Annotated in this window: 29 protein-coding genes; 9 read left to right on the forward strand and 20 right to left on the reverse strand. The window is 73.2% G+C overall.

The window, feature by feature from the left end; genetic code table 11:
- Positions 1-57 precede the first annotated feature (57 nt).
- The 3 genes from ACL02R_RS08550 (at position 58) to ACL02R_RS08560 (ending at position 3,859) form a co-directional block, all read left to right on the forward strand.
- The gene (locus ACL02R_RS08550; RefSeq protein WP_412796262.1) at positions 58-2,331 is read left to right on the forward strand and encodes a right-handed parallel beta-helix repeat-containing protein; all 2,274 of its coding nucleotides are present in this window, start codon (positions 58-60) and stop codon (positions 2,329-2,331) included.
- 25 nt (positions 2,332-2,356) lie between these two features.
- Positions 2,357-3,244 (forward strand): RICIN domain-containing protein, encoded by an 888-nt coding sequence (locus tag ACL02R_RS08555; protein ID WP_412796263.1) that lies wholly within the window; start codon positions 2,357-2,359, stop codon positions 3,242-3,244.
- Between the two features lie 78 nt (positions 3,245-3,322).
- Complete coding sequence (locus ACL02R_RS08560) at positions 3,323-3,859, forward strand: hypothetical protein (RefSeq protein ID WP_412796264.1); 537 nt, start codon at positions 3,323-3,325, stop codon at positions 3,857-3,859.
- Between the two features lie 4 nt (positions 3,860-3,863).
- On the opposite strand, the gene ACL02R_RS08565 is transcribed toward ACL02R_RS08560, so the two are convergent.
- Complete coding sequence (locus ACL02R_RS08565; protein ID WP_412796265.1) at positions 3,864-4,625, reverse strand: Clp protease N-terminal domain-containing protein; 762 nt, start codon at positions 4,623-4,625, stop codon at positions 3,864-3,866.
- Between the two features lie 24 nt (positions 4,626-4,649).
- Positions 4,650-5,243: a DUF6928 family protein gene (locus ACL02R_RS08570; protein WP_412796266.1), complete on the reverse strand. Its 594-nt coding sequence runs from the start codon at positions 5,241-5,243 to the stop codon at positions 4,650-4,652.
- A 228-nt stretch (positions 5,244-5,471) separates the two neighbouring features.
- On the opposite strand from ACL02R_RS08570, the gene ACL02R_RS08575 reads away from it, so the two are divergent.
- Together ACL02R_RS08575 and ACL02R_RS08580 are read left to right on the forward strand one after the other, a co-directional pair.
- Entirely contained in the window at positions 5,472-5,732 is a 261-nt protein-coding gene (locus ACL02R_RS08575) for a type II toxin-antitoxin system prevent-host-death family antitoxin (protein WP_412796267.1), read from the forward strand.
- Entirely contained in the window at positions 5,729-5,974 is a 246-nt protein-coding gene (locus tag ACL02R_RS08580) for a type II toxin-antitoxin system RelE family toxin (protein WP_412796268.1), read from the forward strand. The genes ACL02R_RS08575 and ACL02R_RS08580 overlap by 4 nt, the downstream gene beginning before the upstream one ends.
- A gap of 31 nt (positions 5,975-6,005) precedes the next feature.
- Here ACL02R_RS08580 and ACL02R_RS08585 read toward each other — a convergent pair whose 3' ends face one another.
- The 6 genes from ACL02R_RS08585 to ACL02R_RS08610 all read right to left on the reverse strand — a co-directional run bounded on the left by ACL02R_RS08585 (position 6,006) and on the right by ACL02R_RS08610 (position 9,753).
- Complete coding sequence (locus ACL02R_RS08585) at positions 6,006-6,884, reverse strand: hypothetical protein (RefSeq protein ID WP_412796269.1); 879 nt, start codon at positions 6,882-6,884, stop codon at positions 6,006-6,008.
- Between the two features lie 187 nt (positions 6,885-7,071).
- Positions 7,072-7,461 (reverse strand): hypothetical protein, encoded by a 390-nt coding sequence (locus ACL02R_RS08590; RefSeq protein WP_412796270.1) that lies wholly within the window; start codon positions 7,459-7,461, stop codon positions 7,072-7,074.
- A complete protein-coding gene (locus ACL02R_RS08595; protein WP_412796271.1) occupies positions 7,458-7,859 on the reverse strand; it encodes a hypothetical protein in 402 nt (133 codons plus the stop codon). The genes ACL02R_RS08590 and ACL02R_RS08595 overlap by 4 nt, the downstream gene beginning before the upstream one ends.
- Positions 7,856-8,026, reverse strand: a complete 171-nt coding sequence (locus ACL02R_RS08600; RefSeq protein ID WP_412796272.1) for a hypothetical protein — start codon at positions 8,024-8,026, stop codon at positions 7,856-7,858. Before ACL02R_RS08600 ends, ACL02R_RS08595 begins: the two co-directional genes overlap by 4 nt.
- The gene (locus ACL02R_RS08605; RefSeq protein WP_412796273.1) at positions 8,019-8,438 is read right to left on the reverse strand and encodes a hypothetical protein; all 420 of its coding nucleotides are present in this window, start codon (positions 8,436-8,438) and stop codon (positions 8,019-8,021) included. The genes ACL02R_RS08600 and ACL02R_RS08605 overlap by 8 nt, the downstream gene beginning before the upstream one ends.
- A 109-nt stretch (positions 8,439-8,547) precedes the next feature.
- On the reverse strand, positions 8,548-9,753 hold the full coding sequence (locus ACL02R_RS08610) for a helix-turn-helix domain-containing protein (protein ID WP_412796274.1): 1,206 nt from the start codon (positions 9,751-9,753) through the stop codon (positions 8,548-8,550).
- 381 nt (positions 9,754-10,134) lie between these two features.
- Here ACL02R_RS08610 and ACL02R_RS08615 point away from each other — a divergent pair, with 381 nt between their 5' ends.
- Positions 10,135-11,319: a sensor histidine kinase gene (locus ACL02R_RS08615; protein WP_412796275.1), complete on the forward strand. Its 1,185-nt coding sequence runs from the start codon at positions 10,135-10,137 to the stop codon at positions 11,317-11,319.
- Positions 11,316-11,972, forward strand: a complete 657-nt coding sequence (locus tag ACL02R_RS08620) for a response regulator (protein ID WP_412796276.1) — start codon at positions 11,316-11,318, stop codon at positions 11,970-11,972. Before ACL02R_RS08615 ends, ACL02R_RS08620 begins: the two co-directional genes overlap by 4 nt.
- A 2-nt stretch (positions 11,973-11,974) precedes the next feature.
- On the opposite strand, the gene ACL02R_RS08625 is transcribed toward ACL02R_RS08620, so the two are convergent.
- The 12 genes from ACL02R_RS08625 to pdhA all read right to left on the reverse strand — a co-directional run bounded on the left by ACL02R_RS08625 (position 11,975) and on the right by pdhA (position 23,987).
- Positions 11,975-12,637: a hypothetical protein gene (locus ACL02R_RS08625; protein WP_412796277.1), complete on the reverse strand. Its 663-nt coding sequence runs from the start codon at positions 12,635-12,637 to the stop codon at positions 11,975-11,977.
- Positions 12,638-12,718: 81 nt separating this feature from the next.
- Positions 12,719-13,333 (reverse strand): hypothetical protein, encoded by a 615-nt coding sequence (locus tag ACL02R_RS08630; RefSeq protein WP_412796278.1) that lies wholly within the window; start codon positions 13,331-13,333, stop codon positions 12,719-12,721.
- A 65-nt stretch (positions 13,334-13,398) separates the two neighbouring features.
- Positions 13,399-15,699, reverse strand: coding sequence for a DUF6571 family protein (locus ACL02R_RS08635; RefSeq protein ID WP_412796279.1), 2,301 nt, complete (start codon positions 15,697-15,699; stop codon positions 13,399-13,401).
- Positions 15,681-16,097, reverse strand: coding sequence for a hypothetical protein (locus ACL02R_RS08640; RefSeq protein ID WP_362956872.1), 417 nt, complete (start codon positions 16,095-16,097; stop codon positions 15,681-15,683). Before ACL02R_RS08640 ends, ACL02R_RS08635 begins: the two co-directional genes overlap by 19 nt.
- Positions 16,098-16,219: 122 nt before the next feature.
- A complete protein-coding gene (locus ACL02R_RS08645; protein ID WP_412796280.1) occupies positions 16,220-16,507 on the reverse strand; it encodes a zf-TFIIB domain-containing protein in 288 nt (95 codons plus the stop codon).
- A 32-nt stretch (positions 16,508-16,539) separates the two neighbouring features.
- Positions 16,540-17,361 (reverse strand): phosphotransferase, encoded by an 822-nt coding sequence (locus tag ACL02R_RS08650; protein WP_412796281.1) that lies wholly within the window; start codon positions 17,359-17,361, stop codon positions 16,540-16,542.
- A complete protein-coding gene (locus ACL02R_RS08655; protein WP_412796282.1) occupies positions 17,358-18,515 on the reverse strand; it encodes a potassium channel family protein in 1,158 nt (385 codons plus the stop codon). The genes ACL02R_RS08650 and ACL02R_RS08655 overlap by 4 nt, the downstream gene beginning before the upstream one ends.
- Entirely contained in the window at positions 18,512-19,810 is a 1,299-nt protein-coding gene (locus ACL02R_RS08660) for a molybdopterin molybdotransferase MoeA (RefSeq protein WP_412796283.1), read from the reverse strand. The genes ACL02R_RS08655 and ACL02R_RS08660 overlap by 4 nt, the downstream gene beginning before the upstream one ends.
- Positions 19,807-20,682, reverse strand: coding sequence for an NTP transferase domain-containing protein (locus tag ACL02R_RS08665; RefSeq protein WP_412796284.1), 876 nt, complete (start codon positions 20,680-20,682; stop codon positions 19,807-19,809). The genes ACL02R_RS08660 and ACL02R_RS08665 overlap by 4 nt, the downstream gene beginning before the upstream one ends.
- A gap of 70 nt (positions 20,683-20,752) precedes the next feature.
- Positions 20,753-21,976 carry a dihydrolipoamide acetyltransferase family protein gene (locus tag ACL02R_RS08670; RefSeq protein WP_412796285.1) on the reverse strand — a complete coding sequence of 408 codons (1,224 nt, stop codon included), beginning with the start codon at positions 21,974-21,976 and terminating at the stop codon, positions 20,753-20,755.
- Positions 21,955-22,941: an alpha-ketoacid dehydrogenase subunit beta gene (locus tag ACL02R_RS08675; RefSeq protein WP_412796286.1), complete on the reverse strand. Its 987-nt coding sequence runs from the start codon at positions 22,939-22,941 to the stop codon at positions 21,955-21,957. The genes ACL02R_RS08670 and ACL02R_RS08675 overlap by 22 nt, the downstream gene beginning before the upstream one ends.
- Positions 22,938-23,987, reverse strand: a complete 1,050-nt coding sequence (gene pdhA, locus ACL02R_RS08680) for a pyruvate dehydrogenase (acetyl-transferring) E1 component subunit alpha (RefSeq protein ID WP_412796287.1) — start codon at positions 23,985-23,987, stop codon at positions 22,938-22,940. The genes ACL02R_RS08675 and pdhA overlap by 4 nt, the downstream gene beginning before the upstream one ends.
- A gap of 137 nt (positions 23,988-24,124) precedes the next feature.
- Here pdhA and ACL02R_RS08685 point away from each other — a divergent pair, with 137 nt between their 5' ends.
- Positions 24,125-24,601: an Lrp/AsnC family transcriptional regulator gene (locus ACL02R_RS08685; protein ID WP_398842160.1), complete on the forward strand. Its 477-nt coding sequence runs from the start codon at positions 24,125-24,127 to the stop codon at positions 24,599-24,601.
- 97 nt (positions 24,602-24,698) lie between these two features.
- The gene (locus ACL02R_RS08690) at positions 24,699-25,322 is read left to right on the forward strand and encodes a dihydrofolate reductase family protein (protein WP_412796288.1); all 624 of its coding nucleotides are present in this window, start codon (positions 24,699-24,701) and stop codon (positions 25,320-25,322) included.
- Positions 25,323-25,347: the final 25 nt, after the last annotated feature.

The raw sequence follows: 25,347 nt of genomic DNA on the forward strand, positions 1-25,347 counted from the left end.
AACGCCGAACAGCCAGACCGCCGAGCAGCCAGATCGCCGAGCAGGGAGCCAAGGACCATGACCGACGCCGCCATCCGCGTCGCCCCCCGCACCCGCGGCGCCCACCGGACCATCGCCGACGCCCTGGCCGCCGCGCCCGCCGACGCGACGGTCACGCTCGCCCCCGGCGAGTACACCGAGACGTTCCGCCTGGTCAAACGCGTCACGCTGCGGCCCGAGCACGGGAACGGCTCCGTCGTCCTCGTCGTCCGCACGGCGGGCGGCCCGCTGACCGTCGCCGCCCCCGGCTGCCGGATGCGCGGGCTGACGGTGCGCGGCGACGACGCCGCCGAGGCCGTCCTGCGCGTGGAGGACGCGGCCGGCCTGACCCTGGAGGACTGCACGGTCGCGCGCGGCCGGATCGAGGTCCTCGGCTCCCGCACCACCGGCACGCGCCCCGACGTGCCGGTGGGCAGCATCGCGCTGGACCACGACCTGTCGGCCGAGCTGGACGACCCGACGGCGGGCGGCGTCCTGCTGGCCCTGCGGACCCGGCTGCGTTCCGCCCGGCACACCGCGCTGCACCTCACCGGTGACGCCCTCGCCCGCCTTGAGGACACGTCGGTCGAGGGCGTGGAGGGCATCGGCGTGGCGGTCTCCGGCACGGCCGTGCTGCGCGCCAACCGCTTCCGGGTGCACGGCGGTTCCGGCTCGGGCGTACGGGCGCGGGACCGTTCGCGCGTCCTGCTGCGGGCCAGCGGCGTGTTCGGCGCGGGGCGGCACGGCGTACTGGCGCAGGACGCCGCCGAGGTGCTGCTGACCGACTGCCGGGTGGAGGGCGCGGCGCGGTCCGGCGTACGGCTCGACCACACGGCGCGGGCCGAGGTGAGCGACACGACGGTGGCCGACGCGGGGCTGTGCGGCGTCGAGGTGCGCGACGAGGCGCGGGTGGTGCTGCGTGACGCGCGGGTGACGGGCGGCGACACGGGCGTGCGGCTGCGTTCCACCGAGGAGTCGGTGCTGCTGTACAGCTCGCTGGCGCGGCAGCGCGGCAACGGCGTGGAGATCGCGGCGGGCGCCGATCCGCGGCTGCGGGCGGTACGGGTGGTGCGCAGCGGCAAGCACGGGGTGCTGGTCGGGGAGGGCGCGCGGGGCGTGTTCGAGCACTGCGACGTGCTGGCGAGCGGCCTGCCCGCGCTGTACGTGGCGCGGGACGCGGAGCCGAGGTTCACCGGCTGCCGGGTCTTCGACTGCAAGCAGGACCTGGGGTTCGCGGAGGACGCGCGGCCGGTCGTGGAGGACTGCGTGGCGGTCAACGTCGGGACGCCCAGGCTGCCTGCCTCAGGCGGCGGGGCGCGCCGCCCGCCCGCCGGGCCGCCGCCGCCCGCGGGTCCGGCCGGGCCCGCGCGTTCCCCCGGGCCCGGCGCCCCGCCCGTTCCCCCCGCGCCCGGGGGCGCGCCCGGCGGCGCGGCGACGGCGCCACGCCCGGCCGCCGAGGACGCGGGCGAGGCGGGCGAGACGGTGCACGAGCCGCCGCAGGAGACCCTGGAGGAACTGCTCGCCGAACTGGACGAACTGGTCGGCCTCGACGGCGTGAAGCGCGACGTCGGCGGCATGGTCAAGCTGATGCAGACGGTCAGGATGCGGCAGGAGGCGGGCCTCCCGGCGCCGCCGCTGAGCCGCCACCTCGTCTTCGCGGGCAACCCGGGCACGGGCAAGACGACCGTGGCGCGGCTGTACGGGCGGCTGCTGAGCGCGCTCGGCCTGCTCAGCCACGGGCACCTGGTCGAGGTGGACAGGTCGGCGCTCGTCGGCGAGTACATCGGGCACACGGGCCCGAAGACGACGGAGGCGTTCCTGCGGGCGCGCGGCGGCGTGCTGTTCATCGACGAGGCGTACGCCCTGACGCCGCCGGGCGTCGCCCAGGACTTCGGGCAGGAGGCCATCGCCACGCTGGTGAAGCTGATGGAGGACCACCGGGACGAGGTCGTCGTCATCGCGGCCGGCTACCCGGGCGAGATGGACCGTTTCATCGGCTCCAACCCCGGCCTCGCGTCACGTTTCACCCGCGCCCTCCACTTCGCGGACTACTCGAACGAGGAGTTGGTCCGTATCGTGGAGCACCACGCCAGGCGGCACCGCTACCAGTTGAGCGACGCGAGCCGCAAGGCGCTGGGGGAGTTCATCGGTTCGATCCCGAGGGGTGAGCGGTTCGGCAACGGCCGTACGGCGCGGCAGCTGTTCCAGCAGATGACGGAACGCCAGGCCATGCGCATGTCCGACCTGACCAACCCGGCCGCCGCCGAGCTGATGACTCTGGAGGAGACCGATCTCCCCCTGGCCACTCCCTGACCGCACGACGAGGAGAGCGACAGCGATGGCGAGGAAACCGGCGGACCGGTTCGGCGAGGCGTTCCGCCGCAGGCCCGCACTGGCACGGCGCGGCCTGCTCCCGGGGCGGCGCGTCGCCGTCTCCCTGCTGTGGGCGGCCGTCGTCGCCTCGCTGCTGGGCGTCTCCGCCCTCGGCGCGGGCGCGCTGCTGGACGGCGGATCGGGCGACCGCGTTCCCGAGCCCGTCGCCGCGCCGCGGCCCGTCGTGGAGGTGCCCGCCGTCGAGCCGACGGAGGAGGAGCCCACCGAGGAGCCCACCGAGGAGGAGGAACCGGCCGAGGAGGAGCCCGCCGAGGAACCGGCGCCCCCGCCGCCCCCGCCCGTCGTGGAGGAGCCCGTCGAGGAGGAGGAGCCGGCCGAGGAGGAGCCCGCCGGGGAAGAGGAGCCGGCCGAGGAGGAGCCCGCCGGGGAAGAGGAACCGGCCACCCGCTCCGACCCGGCCCCCGGCCTCATCGCGGACGGCACGTACCACATCGTGAACGGCATCGGCACCTGCCTCGACCGCTCCAACAGCCGCGACGACCCGGGCACCGTGATCTGGTCCTTCCACTGCAACAGCAGCTACGCGCAGACGTGGCAGGTCCGCGCGGTCGGCGACGACACGTACCGGCTGGAGACCCCGGGGGGCACCTGCGCGGCCGTGCAGGACTCCTCCCAGGAGATGGGCGCCCTGATCCGCCTCAACCCGTGCAGCGACGCGACGGCGCAGTACTGGAAGGCGCGCGACGTGGGCGACGGCTACGTCGAACTGCACGCGGGCCACAGCCCGTGGTGCCTGGACGTCAAGAACGGCGACACGACGTCGACCGCCGAGATCCGCCAGTGGCACTGCAACAACGCGCGCCCGGAGCGGTGGCGCTTCGACCGGGCCTGAACTCTTCCCGCCTCTTCCCGCCGGTCAGGACGCGGCTAGGCTACTTGTCGGACCAGTACGGAGGAGGGGGCGGACGGCGTGGACACGGCCAAGACGGACAGGACGGACGGGACGGACGGGGAGCAGGGGCGGGTCGAACTGCGGTCGCGGGCGACACCGGAGGAGATCCGCGCGGCGCTGGACGCGACGCGGAAGTTGCGGACGTCGCCCTGGGTCTTCCGGCTGTTCGTGCTGGTCGTCGCGGCGCTGATCGCGTACCGCGCCGTGGGGAGGGGCGACGGGGTGAACGTGCCCGTCCTCGTCGTGGACGCGGTCTACCTCGTCTACGGTCTGCTGTTCCTCCCGAAGGTGTTCCGGGGGCCGTTCAACGCGGCGGTGAAGAGGACCGTGGTCGACGGCGACGGCATCGTCCGCACCCTGGAGAAGGGCGACCGGAAGGTCACGCTGCCCTGGGCGAAAGCCCCCCGCTGGCACGAGACGCCGCACGCGTTCGTCCTGCTCAGCGGCGGCCGGCCGACGGCATGCCTGATGGTCCTCCCCAAGCGGACCCTCCGCACCGCCGACGGGACCGACCGCCTCCGCGCCCTCCTCACCGCCCACTCCCGGCAGGTCTGACGCGCTACGCGCCGTCCGCCGCCGCCGCGCCGATCCTGGCCTCAAGACGGGCGACGCGCTCGGCCAGCGGCGCGATCTCCTGCCGGACGGCGTCGGCGAACGCCTCGGGCACCGCCGCCGGTTGGCCCTGCTGCGCCGTGGCGCGCAGATGGACGTACCCGGCCAGGGCCGCCGTGACGGCCCTGCGCACCGCCTTCGGCTCCGCGCCCAGCTCGCGCAGGACACGCCCCGCCACGCCGTCCGGCTCGGACGCGAGCCCGATCAACAGGTGCTCGCAGCCGATGTAGTCGTGGCCGAGGGCGATGGACTCGGTGACCGTCAGCTCGATGGCTCCCGCCGCCCGCACACCGAACCTCCGCGCACCGCCGCTCCCCTCCCCCGCTGCCTCCTCCTCCCCGGCCCGGCCGGACAGTTCGCGGGCGACGCGCTCCGGCTCGATGTCCATGGCCCGGAGGACACGCACACCGAGGTTGCTCCCCTCGGCCATCATCGCCGCCAGGATGTGGCCCGTCCCGACACCGGCCGCACCGTCCTCCCCGGCCCGGTCGGCGGCCAGCTTGAGGACATCCCTGCTCCGCGCGGTGAAGTGCGCGAGCGCGCCGGTGGGTTCGGCGGCGTCGAGCCCGTCGAGCGCCGACTCCCTGATGGCGACGACGCGCCGCACGGCCTGCTCCAGCGCGCGCTGGCAGACAGCGGACACCGGCACCCCCGAACTCCGCACCGCCTCGGCCAGTTCATCCGGCAGATACACGTTGATTTTCGGCATACCCCCAAGCTACCCCCACTGGGGTTAGGGTATGCGGAAGACCGCCAGGGTCACGTCCTCCGGGTCGAGGATGTCGTCGTCCAGGGCACCCTCCAGCGCGAAGCCGAAGTACGCGGCCAGCGCCTCGTCGCCGAGTTCGAGGGGATGGAAGGGCAGGGGGTAGTCCGGGGCGTGGGTCAGGGCGTGCGCCCCGGCCCAGTAGGGCGCCTCGAACGGCAGCCGCTCCCCGACGTCCTCCAGCACACCCTCGCCGGGCGACAGGCTCAGACTGCGCACGAGCCGCTCCCCGTCCCACACCGCGAACGCCATCCAGTCCACGACGCTGTGCATGAAGACGGCATACGCCCGCCGCCCGGCCGCGAGTCCGAGGACGGCCTCGGATATCTCACTGGGCCGCGCACGGGCCAGCCCCCGGAAGGCGACGATGTCGAGCCCGTCGAAGCGCCCCGCGCACACCGTTCCCTCATCCGGCCAGACGGCCCGGTCGAGCGAGGCCGCGCCGACATGCGTCACCAGCCCGTCCCCGGCGAACTGCTCGGCCAGCGACGACGACTCGGGCCCCGCCACCAGCCCGGCCCGCAGAACCGCACGCGGACTCTCCGGCGCAAACGCGATCACAGCAGCCTTGATCCCCACCACGACCCCCTTCACCGATCCCCCCACCGCCTCCGACACTAGCCCCCACCACTGACAATTCCGTCCCGGTTCGGCGACGCGCAGTCACCACGGCTGCGGGAGGCACCGGCGCCCCGCCGGACGCATCTCGGCGTCTGAAGGCGGGCCCGGACGGATGTGCCAACACCTGTGCGCCACGGCGCGGTCGGACAGTTCCCTAGAGTGGCGCCCATGCCGGAAGAGTCCTATTCGATGCGTGAAGTACAGAACCGATTGGGCGCGATCGCCCACGAGGTCGAGCGCACCGGTGAGCCGGTCGCTCTCACCGACGAAGGGCGGATAGTCGCCGTGCTGGTCAGCCCTTCCGACGCGCTGGAACTTCAGGAGATGCGCGCGCTTGCCGCCTATCGAGCCCGCCAGGCGCGAGGCGAGGATTCCGGCGTCCCCCACGACGAGGCCCGTCGTCGGGTCTTCGGCGAGGGCGGAGCATGACGCACGGGGTCATCTGGGAACCACAAGCCCTCCAACAGGCCGAGCGATTCGCCCGTAAGGATCCGGCTGGTGTCCAGCAAGTCTTCACCGCGGTCGATCACCTGGCCGGGAACCCTCGGCCCAAGAGTGCGTACGGCAGCTCCGATCTGCTGCGCATCCACGTCGGACGGTATCGGGTCATGTACGAGATCAGCGATCGCCAGGTGCGCGTCAACGTCATCCACCTCGGCCGCGTGGCCTGAGTCGGTGGACTCCCCGCCACCCCGCGACCGGTCACAGCGCCGGGGCCGGGACGCCGCCGCGTAGGAGCGCCCGGAGGCGGGCGACGTGAGCCGTGACGGCTTCGTGCGCAGAGGCCGGTTCCGGGTGGGCCGGTGCGGTGCCGTCGCAGGCCGCGCAGAGCGCCTGGCGTGACCGCCGTGGCAACGGGTCGCGGCAGCTGGCGCACTCGCGCAACGGCGCGGGAGCGGGCGCTCGTTGGGCGGGGAGTTTGCGGGTCAGCCGGTTGGCGAGGAGGGCGCGGGCCGAGTAGACGACGGGCGGCAACCCGTTCGTGAGGAGGCCGCGCGCCTCCGGTTCGGGTACGCCCCGGGCGAGCCACGGTTCGACGAGCGGGGCGAGCGCGGCGGCGTCCGCCGCGCCGAGGGCGAGCCGCGGCTCGACGGCGGTGAGGCGCACGAGCCAGCGCGAACCGGCCGGGAGGGAGGGTTCTTTCCCCAGGTTCTTTTTCCCTTCAGGGAACGCTCCCGGGCCACCGTCCCGTGGATCACCGGTTCCCGGGGGCGGGGGAGGCGGCGGCGGAGGCGGAGGCGGCGGGGGAGGCGGTGGCGCCGACCGGGTCGGCGGCGGGTCGGTCTGCGGGACGTCGTACACGTGCGTCTCCGTACGGACGCGCCCGGTCCGTTCGCAACGGACCGTCCGGCGCACGTAATAGCCCAGCGCGATCAGCTCGTCCACGGCTTTGGCGATGCCGCGACGCCCGGTCCCGGGGTGGTTGTCGGCGAGGGTGCGGACGTCCTCGCGGGCGCCGTCCGGCAGGGAGAGCAGATACCCGAGGACACCCCGCGCGGTGAAGCTGAGTCGGTCGTCCTGGAGCATTTCGTTGCCAAGGACCGTGAAGTGGCGGGTGCGCGCGGTAAGGTGGATACGCATCGAAGTGGTTTCCTTCGGTGTCGGACCCCGGGGTGTTGCCGCACCGCCGGGGTCAATCATGGGTGGATCAAGATCGGGCAGGGAGCGTAACCCGCCCGCCGTCCAATTCGCCAGCTATGGGCAGAACTTCACCCCCTCGGACGGGCCCGAGGTCGGCCGCGTCCGCGTCGGGTCCGGTACGGGAGCGCTACCCGTACGGGTGCCGGTGCCAGGCCGCCGTCCGCACCGTTGCCCACAGGCACAGCCCGTCCGGTGTGCGCGCCGTGCCGTAGGTCCAGACGAGATCTTCCGCGCCGTGAACGACGGGCGGCATGCGGGGCGTTCGCGCGACACGCGCCCGCAGCACCTGGATGTGCACGGCTTCCTCGTGGACGCGAAAGCCCAGCCACCACGGCCGACGCGTCCGCGCGGCGCCGATCAGCGCGTCCGCGACGGGGAACGCCTCCGCCCGGCCCCAGCCGCTCAGCGCCCCGCGCGCCCACTCCCGTGCCGCCGCCGTGTCGTCCCGCCCGCCGCCCCCGGGGAAGAACCGGTGGGCGAACGGACGGTCCGGCGCCGCCTCGTCGGCAGCGGTCACGTACGGTCCCCCGGCGCGCGGGCGGCGGCGGCCCGCAGGTCGTCCACCGCCGCCTCCACGACGGCCTGGGCGAGCCGGCGCCGGTGTGCGGGCGTGCAGCGGCCCGCCGTTGCCGCGATGGCCGGGAACAGCCGGTCCACGACCGGCCGCAGCCCGGCGGCGTCGCCGAGGTCCGCGAGGCGGGTCACGAGGTCGTGGGGGACGGCCTCGGGCCAGTGGTGCAGGCCGCCGAGGGAGGACGAGGGCTGCGCGACGAGCGGAACGAGCCGCTCGCTGACGCGACAGGCCCGGCACGCCTCGTACGTCCAGCCGGGCCCCGAACCGGTCGCGACCAGCGCGACGGCGACCAACTCCCCGGTGGTCGCCTCGCAGTACATGCAGCGCGGCACCAGGTTCACGACGCCTCACCGCCGTCCGGCGCCTCGTCGGGCCCGGCGGTCTCGGGCTCCACGGGCTCGGGCCTCGGAAGAACGGGCCCCTCCAGGCCGGTGATGACAGTGATCGCCGGATTCTCCTCCCGCACCGGGGCCGGGGTGAGGTACCGGGGACGGCGCGGCTCATCCACGGCGGCCTCCGAACACCCGGGCCAGCGCGGCGTACAGCACCTCGGGATCAGTGAGGCAATGCCCGGACGGCGGGACCACCAGCCACCGCACCTCGCCGTCACCGACCCACGGCCCGCCGACACGGTCGGCGGCCGGGACGGCGAGCGAGTAGCCGCGCCCCAGCGGCGTCACGCCACCCGGCCACCCCCGCCCGTTCGCCGCTCCGGGCGGCACGAGCCAGTACAGGACACCGTGCGCCGGGTCCTCGATCACGGGCCCGGACAGCCCGGTCAGCCGCAGCCGGCGGTGGACGTACACCCCCTGGAACGCGGGCACCCGCACCGCGTCGAACTCCTCACCCAACAGCCTTATGCGCACCCGCCCGTCGAACGGCAACCAAGCGGGCGATGACAAGGGGACGAACGTCGCCATGGCAAACTCCTGTGACGGTCGATGTACGGACCGTCACAGATTCGCGCAGTGGGAAGGCCCTGGTGTTCCTCTCTTCGGGAACACCAGGGGGTGTCCTCACCGACGCCTTCTACATACCGACCCACGACGCCAGCGACGCCAACGTGCCCGGGACGGAGCGTGAGCGGCGCACCAGCACCCCTACCGTCTCCCGCATCAGCGGGTGGTACCGCGCCTGCTGCGGCGCTGCCTCGCGCGCCTTGAACAGCTCTTTCTGCGCGGACTCGGCACGTCCCATCTGTGAGTACGCCCAGGCGAGTTCCATGTGGTACCGGCCGACCCGCATGCGCGGGTGATCCGCCGGGAACCGCACTTTGCGCGCGGACTTCACCGCTTCGCCGAGCTGTCCCAGCTCCACGGCGGTCGCGACGTCGAAGTGAGCCACGCTGGTCAGTCCGAACGACGCCCAGTACACCAGCGGCACATCCCTGCCGATGCGCTCGGCGACGGCTCGGGCCTCGTTCATCCGCTCCTTCACGTCCTCGCCGTTCTTCGCCTGCGCCGTGGCGATGGCTCCGGCGAGGTGGAGGCTTCCTGACACGGCGAGCGTCGGCACGGAGCCGGGCGCCTCGTGCTGTCCCACGAACCGGTGTGCCCGGTCCAGGACACGGAGCGCCAGCTGATTGTCGCCGCGGCGCAGGAGCATGCTGGAACGGCGTTGGAGCCGGAGGGCCAGCAGCAGGGGGTCCTGGGCCTGTTCGCCCATGTAGCCCATGCGCTCCAGTGCGATCGCGGCGAGGTGGTGGTAGCCGAGCCGGTAGGCGAACTCGTAGGCCACCCAGTAGCACCAGGCGAGTTGTGCGGCGGTGCGGCGGCGCTCCGTGCCTTCCGGCAGGCCTCCGATGATGGTCGTGAGTTCGGCGAGCAGGCCGGGCAGCCGGTCACCGGTGCGGTTGTACTCCGTGGCGCAGGCGGCTTTGCACAGGTTGGCCACCTCGGTCGTCACCTGCGTCAGCGGGCGCGGCCGGATGCCCGGGTCGGGGCCGAGGTCGTACATGTCGAGGGCGTGGGCCAACGGCGCGATCATGCGGTCGAGCTGGTCCTGGCGCATCTCTTCGAGGTAGGGCTGGCCGTTGAGCACGGCCACTTCGACCTCGAGCGCGCGGGCGACGGCCGCCACGACGGCGGGTGTGGCGGGCGACAGACCCGCCTCGATCTTCGCGATGGTGCCACGGGACACGAACGCTCTCTGCGCCAAGCCTGCTTGAGTGAGCTGCCGCAGCTTGCGGTAGTCCGCGATCCGCGCCCCGGTGTGTTCGTCGATGCCATGTGCCATGCCGGTCCCGCCTTCGAATCGCACTCGACACCTGGAACGGTACTCCCGACCCAAGTACCCCAGCCGTCGGTGCAGTTCACCGCACCGGCACGCTGCTTCGCCTCTACCCAGGACACAGGCCACCGCATCACCGGGCGATCGCCCCGCCGCCCGGTGGTCCGCGACGGTGCGAAGTCACCCACCCGGGGGACGTCGGCGGCAGGCCGGCCGGTATCGGCGTCTGCCCGCCGCGTGACCGGCGCGGGGTCCGTCGATCGGTGGACGGGGTGGTCCACCGGATGAGGCTGGTGGGGGGTGGTCGCGTGTCGCGAGGATGGCGGTGTGAGTCCCCCTCCCGCCCGTCCCGGCCGGTTGTCAGAGCTCGGACGTAGGCTGACCGGTATGCCCGCTGTCGAACAGTTCCGTGCCTGGTCACCGCACCGGTGGTACCTCCTGGGCTGGGTGCTGCTCGGCCTCGCGCCGATGTCCGTCGCCGGGCTGGACGACCCCGGGGCGGCGCGGTACTGGGCGATCGGGGTACCGGTCGCGGTCGGGCTGTTCTACGCGGCCGGGCGCGCGTTCCCCGAGCGGGCGGTCGCGCGGCCCGACGTCGTCACGTGGGGGCTGATAGCGGGCCTGGCCGCGATGTCGTACCTGCGGGACGGCGGGGCGACGGCGTACATCGCGACCGTGCCGCACTTCTGGTTCCTCGCCCGGGAGCCGCGTTCGGCGATCGCGTCGAGCGGCCTGGCCGCGCTGGCGACCGTGCTGGGCGGCGTCGCGCCGCAGGGCTGGAGTCCGAGCCTGACCAACGGGAACGTGGCGGCCACGCTGCTCGCGTTCCTGGTCAGCGTGCTCGTCGGGCTCTCGGCGCACCGCTACCTGGAGCAGCAGCGGGAACGCGTCCGCCACCTCGGCGCCGAGCTGGAGACCGCGCAGGCCAGGCTCGTCGCCGCCTACCAGCGGCAGGGCGCGGCGGAGGAGCGGGAACGGCTCGCCCGGGAGATCCACGACACGCTGGCGCAGGGTTTCGCGTCGATCGTCGTGCTGGCCGAGGCGGCCCGTTCCGGTCTGGAGACGGACCCGGCGCGCAGCGGGCAGCAGTTGCTGTCGATAGAGCGGACCGCGCGCGAGAACCTCACCGAGGCGCGGGCCCTCGTCGGCCAGGCGCCACCGGGCGGCATCGTCCCCGGTTCGGTCGCGCGGACGCTGCGGCGGACGCTCGACCGGTTCGCGGAGGACACGGGGCTCGCCGTCGAGGCGGAGCTGCCGGACGTCGAGCTGGACCAGCGCACCCGCATCGCCCTGCTGCGCTGCACGCAGGAGTCGCTGGCGAACATACGCAAGCACGCCGCCGCGACGACCGTCGGCGTCGTGCTCACACGCCATCCGCACGCGGTCGAGCTGGAGATCACCGACGACGGGCGCGGCTTCGTCGTCGGCGCGTCGAAGGGCTTCGGCCTGGACGGCATGCGCAGGCGCATGGCGGAACTGGGCGGCGAACTGACGGTGACCAGCTCGGTCGGTGACGGGACGCGCGTCGTCGCGATCGTCCCGGCCGGCGACGACGGACAGGAGCAGGCATGACGGCGGAGGTGCTCCGTGTCGTCGTCGCCGACGACCACACGGTGATGCGGGCGGGGGTCGTGGCGCTGATGGCGGCCGAACCGACCGTCGAGATCGTCGGCGAGGCGGGCGACGGCGGCGAGGCGGTGGAACTCGTCGAACGGCTCGACCCCGATGTGGCGCTGCTCGACCTGCGGATGCCCGGCCTCGACGGGGTGGCCGCGACCACCGAGATCGTGGCACGCGGCCGGCGCACGCGGGTGCTGATCCTCACGACGTACGACACCGACGCCGACATCGAACGCGCGGTGGAGGCGGGCGCGATCGGCTACCTGCTGAAGGACACCACGCGCGAACAGCTCGTCGCCGCCATCCACGCGGCGGCGCGGGGCGAGACGGTCCTGGCACCGCGCGTGGCGGCGAAGCTGGTCTCCCGCATGCGCCGCCCGGCACCCGTGGCACTGACGGCACGGGAGACACAGGTGCTCGAAGCGGTCGCGGACGGCCTGTCCAACGCGGAGATCGGCAAGCGCCTGGTCATCGGCGAGGCGACGGTGAAGACACACCTGCTGCGGATCTTCGCGAAACTGGACGTGAACGACCGCACCCACGCCGTGGTGACGGCGATGTCCCACGGCCTGATCCCTCACCGCACCACCAACCCGCACCCCTGACCTCACACATCCGGCAGCCGCTCAGGCGGCGCGGCGGCCAACCCGTCATCCGGACAACCCAGCTCATCTGCCAGCGCGGACGACACGGAGTTCAGGACGGCCATCATCGCGTCAGGGTCGGTCGCCGTCTCGGGGTTGGGCATCGTGAGTGCGGCATGCAGTTCCTCGTACACCGCTGAGTCGCGTACCGGGCAGTGAAACTCGATGTACGCAGCATCGGCCCTGACATCAACGTATGCCGAGTCGCCCGTTCCGTAGAGCACCCAGGCGTCCTCGGGGGGCGTGTTGTCCCCCGCCTCACGCTCGTACCAGGAGAACCGGAGGACGGTGAACGGGTTCGACGAGTATTGCGAGGTGTAGATGGTGCAGAAGACGCTGGTGAAGGCGTCGGGTTCTGCGAACTGAGCAGCATAGATGGGCAAGTCGGCGGGCGGTAGTCCGTCCATCTCGCCGAATTCTGTTCCGCCTGCCAGAGCTTCCAACCCACGGGCCGCTTCGCCGGTGATCGCGCCGTCGCAGACCTCGTCCGCCGCACTGTTCGCCTCGAAGGAGTAGATGACCGACGGCTCGGGTCCCGCCCGGTCGTCGTCACCCGACGAACACGCGGCGACCGAGAGAAAGAGAGACGACCACGCCACCGCCCCGACAACACGTAGGGCACTCAAGAAAACCGCCTGCGACCGCTCGGTGCGCGGACCACGCTCTCCACCAACCCTGCTCCCCTCACGGCAACCACACGCCCCCGCTCACGCGTCCGGCAACCGCTCAGGCGGCGTGGCCGTCAACCCGGCGTCCGGACAGCCGAGTTCGCCCGCCAGCGCGGACGACACGGAATTCAGCACGGCCATCATCGCGTCAGGATCGATCGCCGTTTCAGTGGAAGGCATGGTGAGAGTCGCGTACAGATCCGTCTCTTCCCCGGTATCGCGAACCGCACAGGCAAATTTAATGTAAGCGGCGTCATCCTCGACGAATGCCAACTCCCCCGCCCCGTAGAGCACCGCGCCGACTTGCGGCTGAATATCGGCGGCTTCGCGGCCGAACCAGTAGAACCGGATATCGATGAAAGAATCCGACCAGTACGTCGGAGTGTAGATGGAGCAGAAGACACCAGAAAAAGCGTCCGATTCAGTCATTTCCGCGGCATACGCGCCGAGGTCAGCAGGGGGAAACCCTTCCGCCTCGCTGAACTCCGTCCCACCTGCCAATCCCTCCAAATCACGCGCAGCCTCGCCCGCAATCGACCCGTCGCAGATCTCATCCGCCGCGACCGTCTCGGCAAAAGAGTAGGTAGCAGACGGTTCAGGCCCCGCTGGGTCATCTCCGGACGTACACGCCGCAAGCGTGGTGAGCGAAAGCATCCAAGCTACGAGAAAACGTGCCCGCCCTGCAGCAGCAGCTCTCATTCCTGTCCGGTGCTCCTCACTCAACGCCCGACCTCCTCATACAGGTCGCGTCCATGCCTATACCCGGCCCCTTCGACCTGGACTGGCAGACGGACTTCGGTATCGAGGTCCAGTCCCGTGTTGATGGCGGCATCCACGTAGATCTGTTCCAAGTCGGCTACATCCCGCTTGCCAGCCGTGAAGAACTGCGATTCGGTCATCTCTACCTGCGCGGTGTCCGGGGAGCTCACGCTCACGTCGTCGACGAATTGGTTCATGAGCTCACCGATCAGTGGAGGCGAGGCGCCTGCGGCCAGGGGTACGGCGATGGCCGCGCCGCCAGGGAAGGCCGCCAGGGACAGTCCCGCCGCGCCCGCGCCGAGGAGTGCCGCTCCACCCGCTTTCCACCAGCCCGAGGACTGGCCCAGTTGGCGGATTCTTTCCCCCTCGTCGTCCATGTAGCGGGTGTTGATGGTCTCGACACGTGCCTGGTCCACGATGCCCCGCACCTCGGCAGCGGTGCTGATGGATTCCATGCCGCGAAGAAATTGGCTCTCGTCAGTAGGCGGCGAGGCGGAAAGAACGCCCAGGGTGTAGATCTGCTCGGCCTGGCTGACCATCCCGTGGGCCGTTTCGTCCCTGCCCAGGGCGCCGAGGAATCTGATGGTGTTCGTGTGGCCGTTTCCGGCCCGCTCACCGTCCGGCGATCCGAAGAGATCCTCGTTGAGCCGACGGGCTGCTTCGGAGTCGTCGGAGATCCAGAAGTTGATGTCGTCCATGTACAGCCCCGCCATGGCGCCGAGGGCTGCGCCCATTGCGGGGGTTTCCTGGAGAAGGTTGGGCTCCAGTGTGCCGTAGAGATGCATCACCTGGTCCATCACGCGGGTGGTGTCGGCGGTTCTCATGTCGCCGTCGGCCAGGCGTTCTTCGACGGTGTCGGCGGTGAAGACCCCGGACGGGTTGCCCGTCGCGGCGGCGAACAGGGCGTCGGCGAACGAGTCGTGGACGGGGATCGGGTCGGGCGCCATGTGGTCGGTGCTGAGCCACCAGTCGCGTTCCGACGCCAGGTAGCGCAGCCGCTCGTTGACCTGCTCGCCGGCCGCCTCGGGGTCGAACACCTGGGGCGGGGCCGGGTATCCGTCCGACGGGGCGAAGCCGTCCGGCGGCGCGAAGAAGCGCGTGGCCGCCTCGGGGGTGCGGCCGAGTGCCTCCATCAGCCCGATGACGGGGTCGCGGCCGCGGTCGCCCTCCTGCGCGCCCTCGCCGAGGAAGTTCATCACCAGGCGCGGGTCCGAGTCCCACAGCATGGCCGGCTGACCGTCGTAGTCCTGCTCGAACGACAGCAGGGCGTCGCCGTAGTCCACCAGGAAGTCCGGGTCGTAGTCGCCGGTGCGCAGCAGGGCGCTCATCGCGAGGAAGCCGTGCGGTCCGCCGGGGCCTCCGACACGGTCGTCGCCGAGGGCGGTCATATCCTGCTCCCAGCGCTCCATGGCGTCCGAGTCGGACCGGGTGGCGGTGCCGAGGACGTCGCCGAGCGCCGCCTGGAGCGCGGCGGCGGAGTCCCAGGCGGGCGTGCCCTCCCGGAAGTCGCGTCCGCCGGCGATGCCGGACCAGAAGTCGACGACGCCCTGGGGGCCGAGGCCGAGGGCGACGCGTTCGGCGAAGGCCGGGTCGTCGCGGTGCAGGTCGAGGAAGAGCGCCAGGTCGTGCAGTTCGTCGTCGCTGAGGTCGTTCCCCCGCGCCATCATGTCGAGGACGCGGTCGGCGTCCTCCCGCGCCAGTCGCGCCTGCTGCACGGACGTGTAGTCCACCGGGCTGAAGCGGTCCGGGTCGGTGCCCATGGCCGTCCTGAGGGCTTCGGCGATCTCGGCGTCGTCCTGGGCGAGGACGCCGAGGATCTCCGTGATCCGTCCCGCGATCTCGACGACGGCGTCCTGGCGTGCCCTGCGGGTGTCGCCGTCGAGGCCGTCGAGGTCGCTGCTGACCTCGCCCGAGGCGCTGACGTGCACCCCGGCGCGGGGCGCGTCGCTCTCGACGAGGGTCTTCAGCCGGTCCTGCGCGTACTTGAGGCGGCCGTGGCCGTCGCGGAGGAGGTTGCGGAGCGTCGTGGCCTGTCTGTGGGCGGCGTCGAACTGCTCGACCTGCTCGGTGACGTACGGGAGCGTGAGGCCGGCGTTCTCGCCCGACCAGGCGGCCGTCCTGGCGTGCTCGCCCATGGCGTCCGCCAGGTCTTTCATGTCGTCGAGACGCCGTACCTGGAGGTCCCACTCCTCGGCGGCCTCGTCCAGCTTGGCGAGTGGGAGGTGGAGCAGTTCTTCGAAGGTCAGCGTGGATCGTGCCACCGTGCACCTTCCAGGGCGGCGGCCGTCTCCAGTTCGTCGCCCGCGTGCGCGCGCACGGTCTCACCGACGTGGCCCGCGATGCGCTGGAGCGCGTTCCGCAGGGCGTTCGCCTGCGACTCCCAGCGTTCGGCGACCTCGATCAGCGCGTATCCCGTGTCGAGTCCCGGTGTGCGCAGGAAGATGCCCGCGACATGCGTGATGTTCTGGGCGAGAAAGCCGTCCTGGGTGACCCGGTCGGCGAGCCCGTCGGCGTCCGTACGGAGCGGCGTGAGGTCGTTCTCGCTGACTTCGAGGTCGAGAGCGTCGGCACCGCCGGTGCCCTCGCTGTTCAGTCGTGTGCGGGCCTGTTCCTCCCGCGCGGCCGCCTGTAAGGCCGCCCACTCCTCGTCGAATGACATGCGTTTCCCCTCCCCTGCCTTGATGCTAACGATCAGTCAGCCGGTTCGGGAACCCCGGAGCCGCATGCCGAACGCCCCGGCCGGGGGGCGCGGGGCGTTCGGGGGATGAGATCCGGGTGGTGTCAGGAGGAGTAGAAGAGGCCGGAGATGCCGCCGCGGCGGTGGCCGTGGCGGCCGCCGTGGTGACCGCCGTAGTGCTGTGTGCCCCAGGCCGGGCCCTGCTGGTAGTGGGGCGCGTTCGGCGCGGGGGGCGGCGGCGGGGCCTGCGGTGCCCACTGGGATTCGAGCTGCGTCAGGTGCTCAAGCTCGCCGTAGTCGAGGAAGATCCCGCGGCAGCCGCCGCACTGCTCGATCTGGACCCCGCTCCGGTTGAACGTGTGCATCTGCGCACCACACTTGGGACACTGCATCATCGGCTCCATGGTCGACTCGCTAGGCGGCCTCAGCTTAGTCGGCTTATCCGGAAAACGGCGTCGGCGAGGGCTTCTTGCTCGGGGGTGAGCGGGCGGCGGGCCTCCTCCGCGCGGGCCAGGGCGCGGGCGACGGTGTGGGCCGTCATCAGGCGGGCCGGGAGGTCCAGGGTCGGCCAGGGGTCCCAGTCGGGGCGGTAGGCGTGGAGGAAACGCGCCCAGTCGTCCGGGTGCAGCAGCCCGGCCGCGTACCAGGCGGCGGGGCGGGCGAGGTCCCAGGACGGGTCGCCCATGCCGAGGTCGTCCACGTCGATCAGGTGCCATGCGCCGCGGAACAGGACCAGTTGTCCCAGGTGGAAGTCCCCGTGGCACAGGGCGACGGGGGATGTGGGACGGGTGGTCAGGGCCGGGGCCGTGGTGGCCAGGATGCGTTCCAGTGCGGCGGTCAGTGGCGTGTGGGGCAGAGCGCGCAGGGTGCCGGGCATCGTGGCCAGGATGCGGGCCGGGGCGCCGCTCGGTGGGAGCGGGTGAGTGGGGAACACGCGGAGGGGAAGCGCGTGCAGGCGTGCGAGGAGCGTGCCCGCCTCCGCCCAGGGAACGGTGTCCGTCAGCGGGTCGATCGGCGCACCGTACGGCCAGCGCGTCGCCGGTCGCCCGTCGTGCCAGGTGGTGACCTGCGCCGGGGGCAGGGGCGGCAGCAGTACGCCGGCCAGTGCCGGGTGGGCGGCCAGGCGTATACGGCGGCGCAGGGCGTCGACGTCGGTGCGGGCCGTGTGCGCCTTGGTGACGGTGTCGCCGGTGCGGGTGACGGTGACGCCCGACCGTTCGGCCAGGACCGTGCTCACTGTGCTCACCGGCGGGGGATGCGCCACGAGCCGGGCCCGCGGTCCGTGCCGCGCCGCTCCGCGAGGGCGCGCGCCTTCGCGGCGAGTTCCTCCTGGGTGACGCGGTGGATGACGACGAGACGGTCGGTGAGCTGGAGCGTGCCCACGTCCGGGTCGTCGTACGGCAGCAGCTGGTGGCCCCTTATGACGGACACCACCAGGTCGTCGCACTCGCGCGGCGAACGGCCCGCCTCGGCCTTGGTGACCGGCCGTTCGCGCAGGCTCAGGCCCTTGCTGTGCTGGATCAGGTCCTCCATGACGGCACCCGAGCTGGGGCTGATCATGGACAGGCCGAGGAGGCGTCCGACGGCGCTGGACGACGTGATCACCGAGTCCGCGCCCGACTGGCGCAGCAGCGGGACGTTCTCCTCCTCGCGGACGGAGACGACGACGCGCACCTTCCCGCTGAGCTGGCGCACGGTCAGCGCGACGAGGACGGCCGTGTCGTCGCGCGGCGTCGAGATGATGACCTGGCGGGCGCGGTCGGCCCGCGCGCGCATCAGGACGCTGCTGCGGCTCGCGTCGCCGACGACGCCCGCGTACCCGTCCGCGCCGGCCAGTTCCACGACGCCCGGGTCGGGATCGACGACGACGATGCGGTCCTGGGGGAGTCCGGCGCCGATCAGGGTCTCGGCGGCGGAGCGGCCCTTGGTGCCGAAGCCGACGATGACGGTGTGGTCGCGCAAGGTGTGCCTCCAGTGGGCGAGGCGCCACTGATCGCGGGTGCGTTCGGTCAGGACTTCCAGTGTCGTGCCGACCAGGATGATCAGGAACAGCACCCGGAGCGGCGTGATGAGAAACGTGGTGAGCAGGCGCGCCTTGTCGGTGACGGGCACGATGTCGCCGTAGCCGGTGGTCGAGAGGGACACCGTCACGTAGTAGAGCGTGTCGCCGAAACCGACCGGGCCGCCCGCGACGTTGTCCTTGTAGCCGCCGCGGTCCAGGTAGACGATCACGACGGCCGCGGCCAGCACGGCGGTGGCGATGGCGATGCGGCGCATGACCTGGACGAGCGGGCCCGCCGCCTGGCGGGGCAGGTGCACGTCGTGCGACCGCGCGTGGCGCAGGCTGTCGGGGATGTCCTCGTCCGTGTCGTCGGGCACGGAGCTGCCGGGGAGTCTCATGTCTGCGGGAGGTCGAGGAGGCGGACCCGGGCGTGCTCCCGCGCGCCGCCCGGTGGGATGACGGCCAGCGCGGTGGCGGCGGCGATGCCGCGCAGCATGGCGGGCCCCGTGTAGCTGAGCGGCGTGGCCGTGCCGGGCTCGGGGCGGATCACCGGGACGAGGCGGGTGTCGTGCGGGTGGCCCGTCACGGGGCCGGTGAGCGTGGCGGAACGATCGGCGGGGGCGGGCCGGTCGGCGAGGCCGCACAGCAGGGGCGCGGCGAGGGTGAGGAGCCCGGACACGGCGGCCAGTGGGTTGCCTGGCAGGCCGATCAGGGGCGGGCCGGTGGGGAGTTCCGCGAGCAGCATGGGGTGTCCTGGGCGGACGGCGACGCCGCTGACCAGCAGGTGTGCGCCGAGCCGGTCCAGCACGGCGCGCAGGTGGTCCACGGGGCCGTGCGCGGTGGACCCCGTGGTGACGATCAGGTCGGCGCGGCTGGTACTGATGGCCTCGTGGAGGGCTTCGGCGTCGTCGCCGAGGCGACGGGTCACGAGGGTCTGAGCGCCCAGGGCGGTGAGCCAGGGGCCGGTCATGGGGCCGAGCGCGTCACGGACACGGCCGTCGTGCGGAAGGCCGCGGTGCAGCAGTTCGTCGCCTAGCACAAGCACCTCAGCGCGGGGGCGCGGGCGTACGGCGAGCTGGTCGTACCCCGCTGCGGCGGCCAGGCCCAGGGCGGCGGGAGTGAGGACCGTACGGGCGGGGAGCAGTTCGGTGCCGGTGCGGCACTCCTGGCCGCGCGGCCGGACGTCGGTGCCGTGCTGCGGGCCGGCGCCGGTGAGGCGGCGGCCGGTGACGGTGCCGTGCTCGGCGCGCAGGACAGCCGTGGCGCCCTCGGGGAGGCGGGCGCCGGTCGCGATGGCGACGGCCTGGCCGTCGCCGATGAGCGGGCCGGTGGCGCCGCCGGCCAGGAGGCCGCGGGCGTCGGGGGTGTCGGTGAGCCGCCAGGGCCCCGGGCCCGCGACAGCCCAGCCGTCCATCGCGGAGGTGTCGAACGCGGGGAGGTCCGTCAGCGCCGTCAGCGGTGCGGCCAGGGTGTGGCCGAGCGCGAGGTCGAGCGGCAGGCGGCGGGGCGGGAGGGGGCGGGCGGCGCGGTGGGCGGTGGCGCGGGCGGCGTCCCAGGAGGGCTCGTCGGGGTGGCGAGGGCCGGTGCGGCGCGGCGGGTGCGCGGCGCCGGGCGCGTGGGGGGCGGGGGCGGCGAGGGTCGCGGCGGCGGGGCCGTTGGCGAGGGCGAGGGCGTCGTCGAAGTCGTCGCTCACGGACGTCCGCTCCCGGTGCCCCGCGTGTCCCCGGTGCCCTCGGCGTTCCTGTCGCCCGCCGACTCCTCGGACCAGCGGTGCGCCAGGTCCGAGACCTTGGCCGCGGCCTCCAGGGGCGACATCCCGTGGAGGGCTGCCGCATACCCGATGAGGAAAGTGCTCAGCGGAGCCGCCGGGCGCGCCACGGAGTGCGCGGCGTCCCTGGCGGTGTCGAGCAGCGCCTTGGTGTCCACGTCGGGGTCGATGCCGAGTTCGGCCTTGACCGCTGCGATCCATTCGTCCAACACCTGTCCATGGTCCCTGATGCGGGCACGGGCCGCTGCGATGTCCGCCCAGGTGTCGCAGTCGAGAGTGTCGTCGGAGGCGAGGCGGCGCAGGTGGAGTCCCGACAGGACGATGTGGAGGGGCAGGCCGGTGAGGGTGCCGTACTCGGCGACGGCGAGGGCCAGTTCGCGGCGGAGGGGGTCGGTGCGGTAGACGGCGGTGAGGGGCTGGTCGCGTCCGGTGCGGTCGCGCAGCAGCACGCCGTCCGCGTCGTCGGGCACGGCGGCGCGCAGCGTGGCGAGGTGCGCCGGGGTGAGGAACGGCTGGTCGGCGGCCAGGACGGCGACCAGCGGCCCTTGCGTGGCGCGCAGTCCGGCGTCGAGGGCGGGGAGCGGGCCGCCGCCGGGCGGCTGTTCGCGGGTCCACACGACGGTGCGTCCGGGCGTGGGGCGGCGGGGGCCGACGACGACCGTGCGGTCCGCGTCGGCGCAGGCGGCCAGGACACGTGCGAGGAGGGTGCGTCCGCCGACGGGGACGGCGGGTTTGTCGGCGCCGCCGAGCCGGCGGGCGGCGCCGCCGGCGAGGACCACGGCCTCGTAAGGGCTCATGCGGTCACGGTAGTCGGGCAGGGGTGTGCCGTACCCACGGGTAGGGGCCGGAAGCGGTTACGGACCCGGGTCAGATGTCGGCGAGCAGCAGGACGGGGCGTTCGACGCGTTCGGCGACGTGGCGGAGGAACGCGGCGGCTATCGCGCCGTCGCAGACGCGGTGGTCGAAGGTGAGGGACAGCTGCACGACGTGGCGCAGGGCGAGCGCGCCTTCGTGGGCCCAGGGCTTCTCGATGATGCGGCCGACGCCCAGCATGCCGGCCTCGGGGTGGTTGAGCAGGGGGGTGGAGCCGTCCACGCCCAGCACGCCGTAGTTGTTGAGGGTGAAGGTGGCGCCGGTGAGTTCCGCGGGGGTGAGGACGCCGGAGTGGGCGGAGGAGGTGAGGCGGGTCAGTTCGTCGGCGAGGCGGCGGGCGGGGAGCAGGTGCGCGTCGCGGACGACGGGGACGAGCAGGCCGCGTTCGGTGTCGGTGGCGATGCCGAGGTGGACCGCGTTGTGGCGGACGATGTCGCGGGCCGACGTGTCCACGGTGGCGTTGAGCTGGGGATGGCGGGTGAGCGCGGACACGCAGACGCGGGCCAGCAGGGTGAGCAGCGGCAGGCCGGTGTCGCGGCGGGCGGCGAGGAGTTCGGTGGCGTCGACGTCCAGCCAGCAGGTGGCGGCGGGGATTTCGGAGTGGCTGCGGGTCAGTTTCTCGGCCATGGCGGCGGCGGTGCCGCGCAGGGGGACGCGGGTGGTGGTGTCCGCCGCTTCGACGTCGGCGCGCAGGACGAGTCCGCCGGGGCCCGTGCCGGTGACGGTGCGCAGGTCCACGCCGCGTTCGCGGGCGATGCGGCGCACGAGGGGGGAGACGACGGGGACGGTGCGGCCGTTGGGCGTGGTGGTGGGGCGGGGCGGTGTGGTGGTGGGGGAAGGGGCGCTCGTGCCGTAGCCGACCAGGACGGGGCCGCTCGTGTCGGGTGAAACGGGTACAGGGGCGGGGTCCGCGGGGACGGGGTCCGCGGGGGCGGGGACGGGGGCGGGGACGGCGGCGTCCGCCGGGGTCACGCGGATCAGCGGGGCGCCGACCGGGACCTCGTCGCCCGGCGCGCCGAGCCGTTCGCTGACCGTCCCCGCGTACGGCACCGGCACCTCCACGACCGCCTTGGCCGTCTCCACCTCCACCACCGGCTGATCGACGGCCACGGTGTCGCCGACGTCCACCAGCCAGCGGACGATCTCCGCGCCCGTCAGCCCCTCCCCCAGGTCGGGCAGCCGGAACTCCTGTGCGCTCATACCGGGTCCTCCTCCCATTGCAGCCGCGCGACCGCGCCCAGCACGCGGTCCACGTCCGGCAGGTGGTGGCGTTCGAGCATCGGCGGCGGGTACGGGATGTCGTGGCCGGTGACGCGCAGGACGGGCGCGGCGAGGTGGTGGAAGCAGCGCTCGGTGACGCGCGCGGCGATCTCCGCGCCGGGTCCGGCGAACCCCGACGCCTCGTGCACGACGACGGCGCGGCCCGTGCGGCGCACCTCGGCGCAGACCGTCTCGTCGTCGAACGGGACGAGCGTGCGCAGGTCGAGCACGCCGAGGTCCCAGCCCGCGTCCCTCGCGGCGTCGGCGGCGGCCAGGCAGACGGGGACGGCGGGCCCGTACGCGATCAGCGTCGCGTCGCCGCCGCGGCGGCGCAGGACGGCGCGGCCCAGGGGCTCGACGGCGGCGGGCAGTTCGACGGTGTCGTCGCGCGTCCAGTAGAGGCGCTTGGGCTCCAGGAAGACGACCGGGTCGTCGGAGGCGATGGCCTGCCGCAGCAGCCCGTACGCGTCGGCGACGGTCGCGGGGGTGACGACGTGCAGTCCCGGCGTGGCCATGTAGTAGGCCTCGGACGAGTCGCCGTGGTGCTCGACGCCGCCGATGCCGCCGCCGTACGGGACGCGGACGGTCAGCGGCATCGGGAGCGCGCCGCGCGTGCGGTTGCGCATCTTCGCGACGTGGCTGACCAGTTGCTCGAACGCCGGGTAGCCGAACGCGTCGAACTGCATCTCGACCACCGGCCGCAGCCCGTACATCGCCATGCCCGTCGCCGCGCCGAGGATGCCCGCCTCGGCGAGCGGGGTGTCGGCGCAGCGGTCGGGGCCGAACGCGGCGGCGAGGCCGTCGGTGACGCGGAAGACGCCGCCGAGCGTGCCGATGTCCTCGCCGAGGAGGTGGACGTCGGGGTCGTCGGCCAGGGCGTCGCGCAGGGCGCGGTTGAGGGCCTGGGCCAGGGTGGCGCTCACCGGGCGTCCCGCTGTTCGCGCAGGTGGGGGGTGGGGGTGGCGTAGACGTGCGCGAAGAGGTCGGCCGGGTCGGGGGCGGCGTCGGCGGTGAGGGCGGCGCGGAGGCCGGCGGCGTGGGTCTCCGCGTCGGCGCGGGCGGCGCGTTCGGCCTCGTCGGTGAGGAGGCCGTGGGCGCGCAGGTCGTGGGCGAGGAGGGTGAGCGGGTCGCGCTCGCGCCAGGCGGCGACCTCCTCGGGCGGCCGATAGCGGGTGGCGTCGTCGGCGTTGGTGTGCGCGTCGAGGCGGTACGTGACGGCCTCGACGAGGGTGGGGCCGCCGCCGGAACGGGCGCGGGCGACCGCCTCGCGCAGCACCTGGAGGACGGCCGGGGCGTCGTTCCCGTCCACGAGGCGGCCGGGCATCCCGTAGCCGATCGCCTTGTGCGCGAGTGAGGGGGCGGCGGTCTGGACGGCGAGGGGGACGGAGATGGCGTACTGGTTGTTCTGCACCAGGAAGACGACGGGGGCGCGCCAGACGGCGGCGAAGTTCAGGGCCTCGTGGAAGTCGCCCTCGGAGGTGCCGCCGTCGCCGACGAGGGCGAGGGCCACCACGTCGTCGCCGCGCAGTCGCGCGGCGTGGGCGAGGCCGGTCGCGTGCGGGAGCTGCGTGGCGAGGGGGGTGCAGAGGGGGGCGACGCGGTGTTCGCGCGGGTCGTAGCCCGTGTGCCATTCGCCGCGCAGCAGGCCGAGTGCGGCGGGGGCGGGGACGCCGCGGGTGATGACGGCGAGGGTGTCGCGGTAGCTGGGGAACAGCCAGTCGCGGGGTTCCAGCGCGCGGGCGGCGGCGATCTGGCACGCCTCCTGGCCGGTGGAGGACGGGTACACGGCGAGGCGGCCCTGCCGGGTGAGCGCGGTGGCCTGCTCGTTGAGGCGCCGCCCGCGCACCAGCAGGCGGTACAGCTCGGGCCACAGGGCCGGATCGGGGGTGGCGCCGGTGCCGAGGAGGCGGTGCGGCTCGGGCTCGGGCAGCAGTGCGCGGGCCTCGGCGGGCAGCTCCACGATGGTCATGGGGGCACCTCCTGCTCTCCCTCCCGATTGTTCGGGCAGCGGAACGGATTGGCTACCTGGCGCGAACTCCTGTGGACAGACGGCCACTCCTCGCGTCCCATGGGGACAGGACGTCCACGACGGGGAGGGATTGCCGCATGGTGGGAGGCCAGTTGCCCAGGGCCGGTGAACGGCTGCTGGACGAGGTGGACGAGGCGATCCTGCGGCTGCTGCGGCTGGACGGGCGCGCGTCGATCCGGTCCATCGCCGAGCGGGTGCACATCTCGCGGGCCAACGCGTACGCGCGGGTCGGGCGGCTGCTGGACGAGGGGGTGATCCGGGGGTTCACGGCGCGGGTGGACCACGAGCGCGCCGGGCAGGGCGCGTCGGCGTACATCACGCTGAAGATCCGGCAGGACAGCTGGCGGACGGTGCGGGAGCAGCTGGTGCGGCTGCCGGGCGCGGCGCACATCGCGCTGGTCAGCGGGGATTTCGACGTGCTGCTGCTGGTGCACGCGCCGGACAACCGGGCGCTGCGCGAGCTGGTGCTGACGCGGCTCCAGTCCATTCCCGAGGTGCTGAGCACGCGGACGCTGCTGGTCTTCGAGGAGACGGACCTGCTGCCGGGCGGGTGACCGATGAGTTTCGGCGCGTGCGCCGGTCTGCACGGTGACCGCCGGACCGCGGCGGTCACCGGACACCGCAGCACGACACGGAAGAGGTGCGGCCACCATGCGGCTGACGCTGACGCAATTCATGACGCTCGACGGGGTCGTCCAGGGCCCAGGCGGCCGGGACGAGGACCGGAGCGAGGGGTTCACCCAGGGCGGCTGGTCGATTCCCTACGGGGACGAGGACTTCGGGCGGCTGGTGGGCGGCTGGTTCGGCCGGGCCGACGCGTTCCTCCTCGGCCGGCGCACATACGACATCTTCGCCGCGTACTGGCCCCGGGTGACCGACCCGGCCGACCCGGTGGCGTCGCGGCTGAACGAGCTGCCGAAGTACGTCGCCTCCGAGACCCTGGAGCACCCGGCGTGGCGCGGCACGGTCGTGCTCACCGGGAACGTGGCCGAGCGCGTCGCCGCGCTGAAGGAGCAGGAGGGGCGTGAACTCCAGATCCACGGCAGCGGGACGCTCGCGCGGTACCTGCTGGAGCACGGCCTGATCGACGAGCTGCGGCTGTTCGTCCACCCGGTGCTGCTGGGCAACGGGCGGCGGCTGTTCCCCGCGGGCGGCCCGCCCGCCGCGCTGCGGCTGACCTCCACGAGCACGACGGCCTCGGGCATCGCCGTGCACGTCTACGAGCCGGCGGGCGAGCCGGAGTACGCGGAGGCGCCGCCGCCCGGCGAGCTGTGACGGGCCGGCGCCGGGGCGTTGGGGC

This window comes from Streptomyces sp. MS19, from assembly GCF_047200595.1.
Lineage (GTDB): Bacteria > Actinomycetota > Actinomycetes > Streptomycetales > Streptomycetaceae > Streptomyces.

Excerpts from the sequence above, each read along its gene's own strand:
- ACL02R_RS08550 (WP_412796262.1), top strand. The coding sequence starts at position 58 with ATGACCGACGCCGCCATCCGCGTCGCCCCCCGCACCCGCGGCGCCCAC.
- ACL02R_RS08555 (WP_412796263.1), top strand. The coding sequence starts at position 2,357 with ATGGCGAGGAAACCGGCGGACCGGTTCGGCGAGGCGTTCCGCCGCAGG.
- ACL02R_RS08565 (WP_412796265.1), bottom strand. The coding sequence starts at position 4,625 with ATGCCGAAAATCAACGTGTATCTGCCGGATGAACTGGCCGAGGCGGTG.
- ACL02R_RS08575 (WP_412796267.1), top strand. The coding sequence starts at position 5,472 with ATGCCGGAAGAGTCCTATTCGATGCGTGAAGTACAGAACCGATTGGGC.
- ACL02R_RS08580 (WP_412796268.1), top strand. The coding sequence starts at position 5,729 with ATGACGCACGGGGTCATCTGGGAACCACAAGCCCTCCAACAGGCCGAG.
- ACL02R_RS08585 (WP_412796269.1), bottom strand. The coding sequence starts at position 6,884 with ATGCGTATCCACCTTACCGCGCGCACCCGCCACTTCACGGTCCTTGGC.
- ACL02R_RS08605 (WP_412796273.1), bottom strand. The coding sequence starts at position 8,438 with ATGGCGACGTTCGTCCCCTTGTCATCGCCCGCTTGGTTGCCGTTCGAC.
- ACL02R_RS08610 (WP_412796274.1), bottom strand. The coding sequence starts at position 9,753 with ATGGCACATGGCATCGACGAACACACCGGGGCGCGGATCGCGGACTAC.
- ACL02R_RS08615 (WP_412796275.1), top strand. The coding sequence starts at position 10,135 with ATGCCCGCTGTCGAACAGTTCCGTGCCTGGTCACCGCACCGGTGGTAC.
- ACL02R_RS08620 (WP_412796276.1), top strand. The coding sequence starts at position 11,316 with ATGACGGCGGAGGTGCTCCGTGTCGTCGTCGCCGACGACCACACGGTG.
- ACL02R_RS08630 (WP_412796278.1), bottom strand. The coding sequence starts at position 13,333 with ATGCTTTCGCTCACCACGCTTGCGGCGTGTACGTCCGGAGATGACCCA.
- ACL02R_RS08640 (WP_362956872.1), bottom strand. The coding sequence starts at position 16,097 with ATGTCATTCGACGAGGAGTGGGCGGCCTTACAGGCGGCCGCGCGGGAG.
- ACL02R_RS08645 (WP_412796280.1), bottom strand. The coding sequence starts at position 16,507 with ATGCAGTGTCCCAAGTGTGGTGCGCAGATGCACACGTTCAACCGGAGC.
- ACL02R_RS08655 (WP_412796282.1), bottom strand. The coding sequence starts at position 18,515 with ATGAGACTCCCCGGCAGCTCCGTGCCCGACGACACGGACGAGGACATC.
- ACL02R_RS08665 (WP_412796284.1), bottom strand. The coding sequence starts at position 20,682 with ATGAGCCCTTACGAGGCCGTGGTCCTCGCCGGCGGCGCCGCCCGCCGG.
- ACL02R_RS08670 (WP_412796285.1), bottom strand. The coding sequence starts at position 21,976 with ATGGGAGGAGGACCCGGTATGAGCGCACAGGAGTTCCGGCTGCCCGAC.
- pdhA (WP_412796287.1), bottom strand. The coding sequence starts at position 23,987 with ATGACCATCGTGGAGCTGCCCGCCGAGGCCCGCGCACTGCTGCCCGAG.
- ACL02R_RS08685 (WP_398842160.1), top strand. The coding sequence starts at position 24,125 with ATGGTGGGAGGCCAGTTGCCCAGGGCCGGTGAACGGCTGCTGGACGAG.
- ACL02R_RS08690 (WP_412796288.1), top strand. The coding sequence starts at position 24,699 with ATGCGGCTGACGCTGACGCAATTCATGACGCTCGACGGGGTCGTCCAG.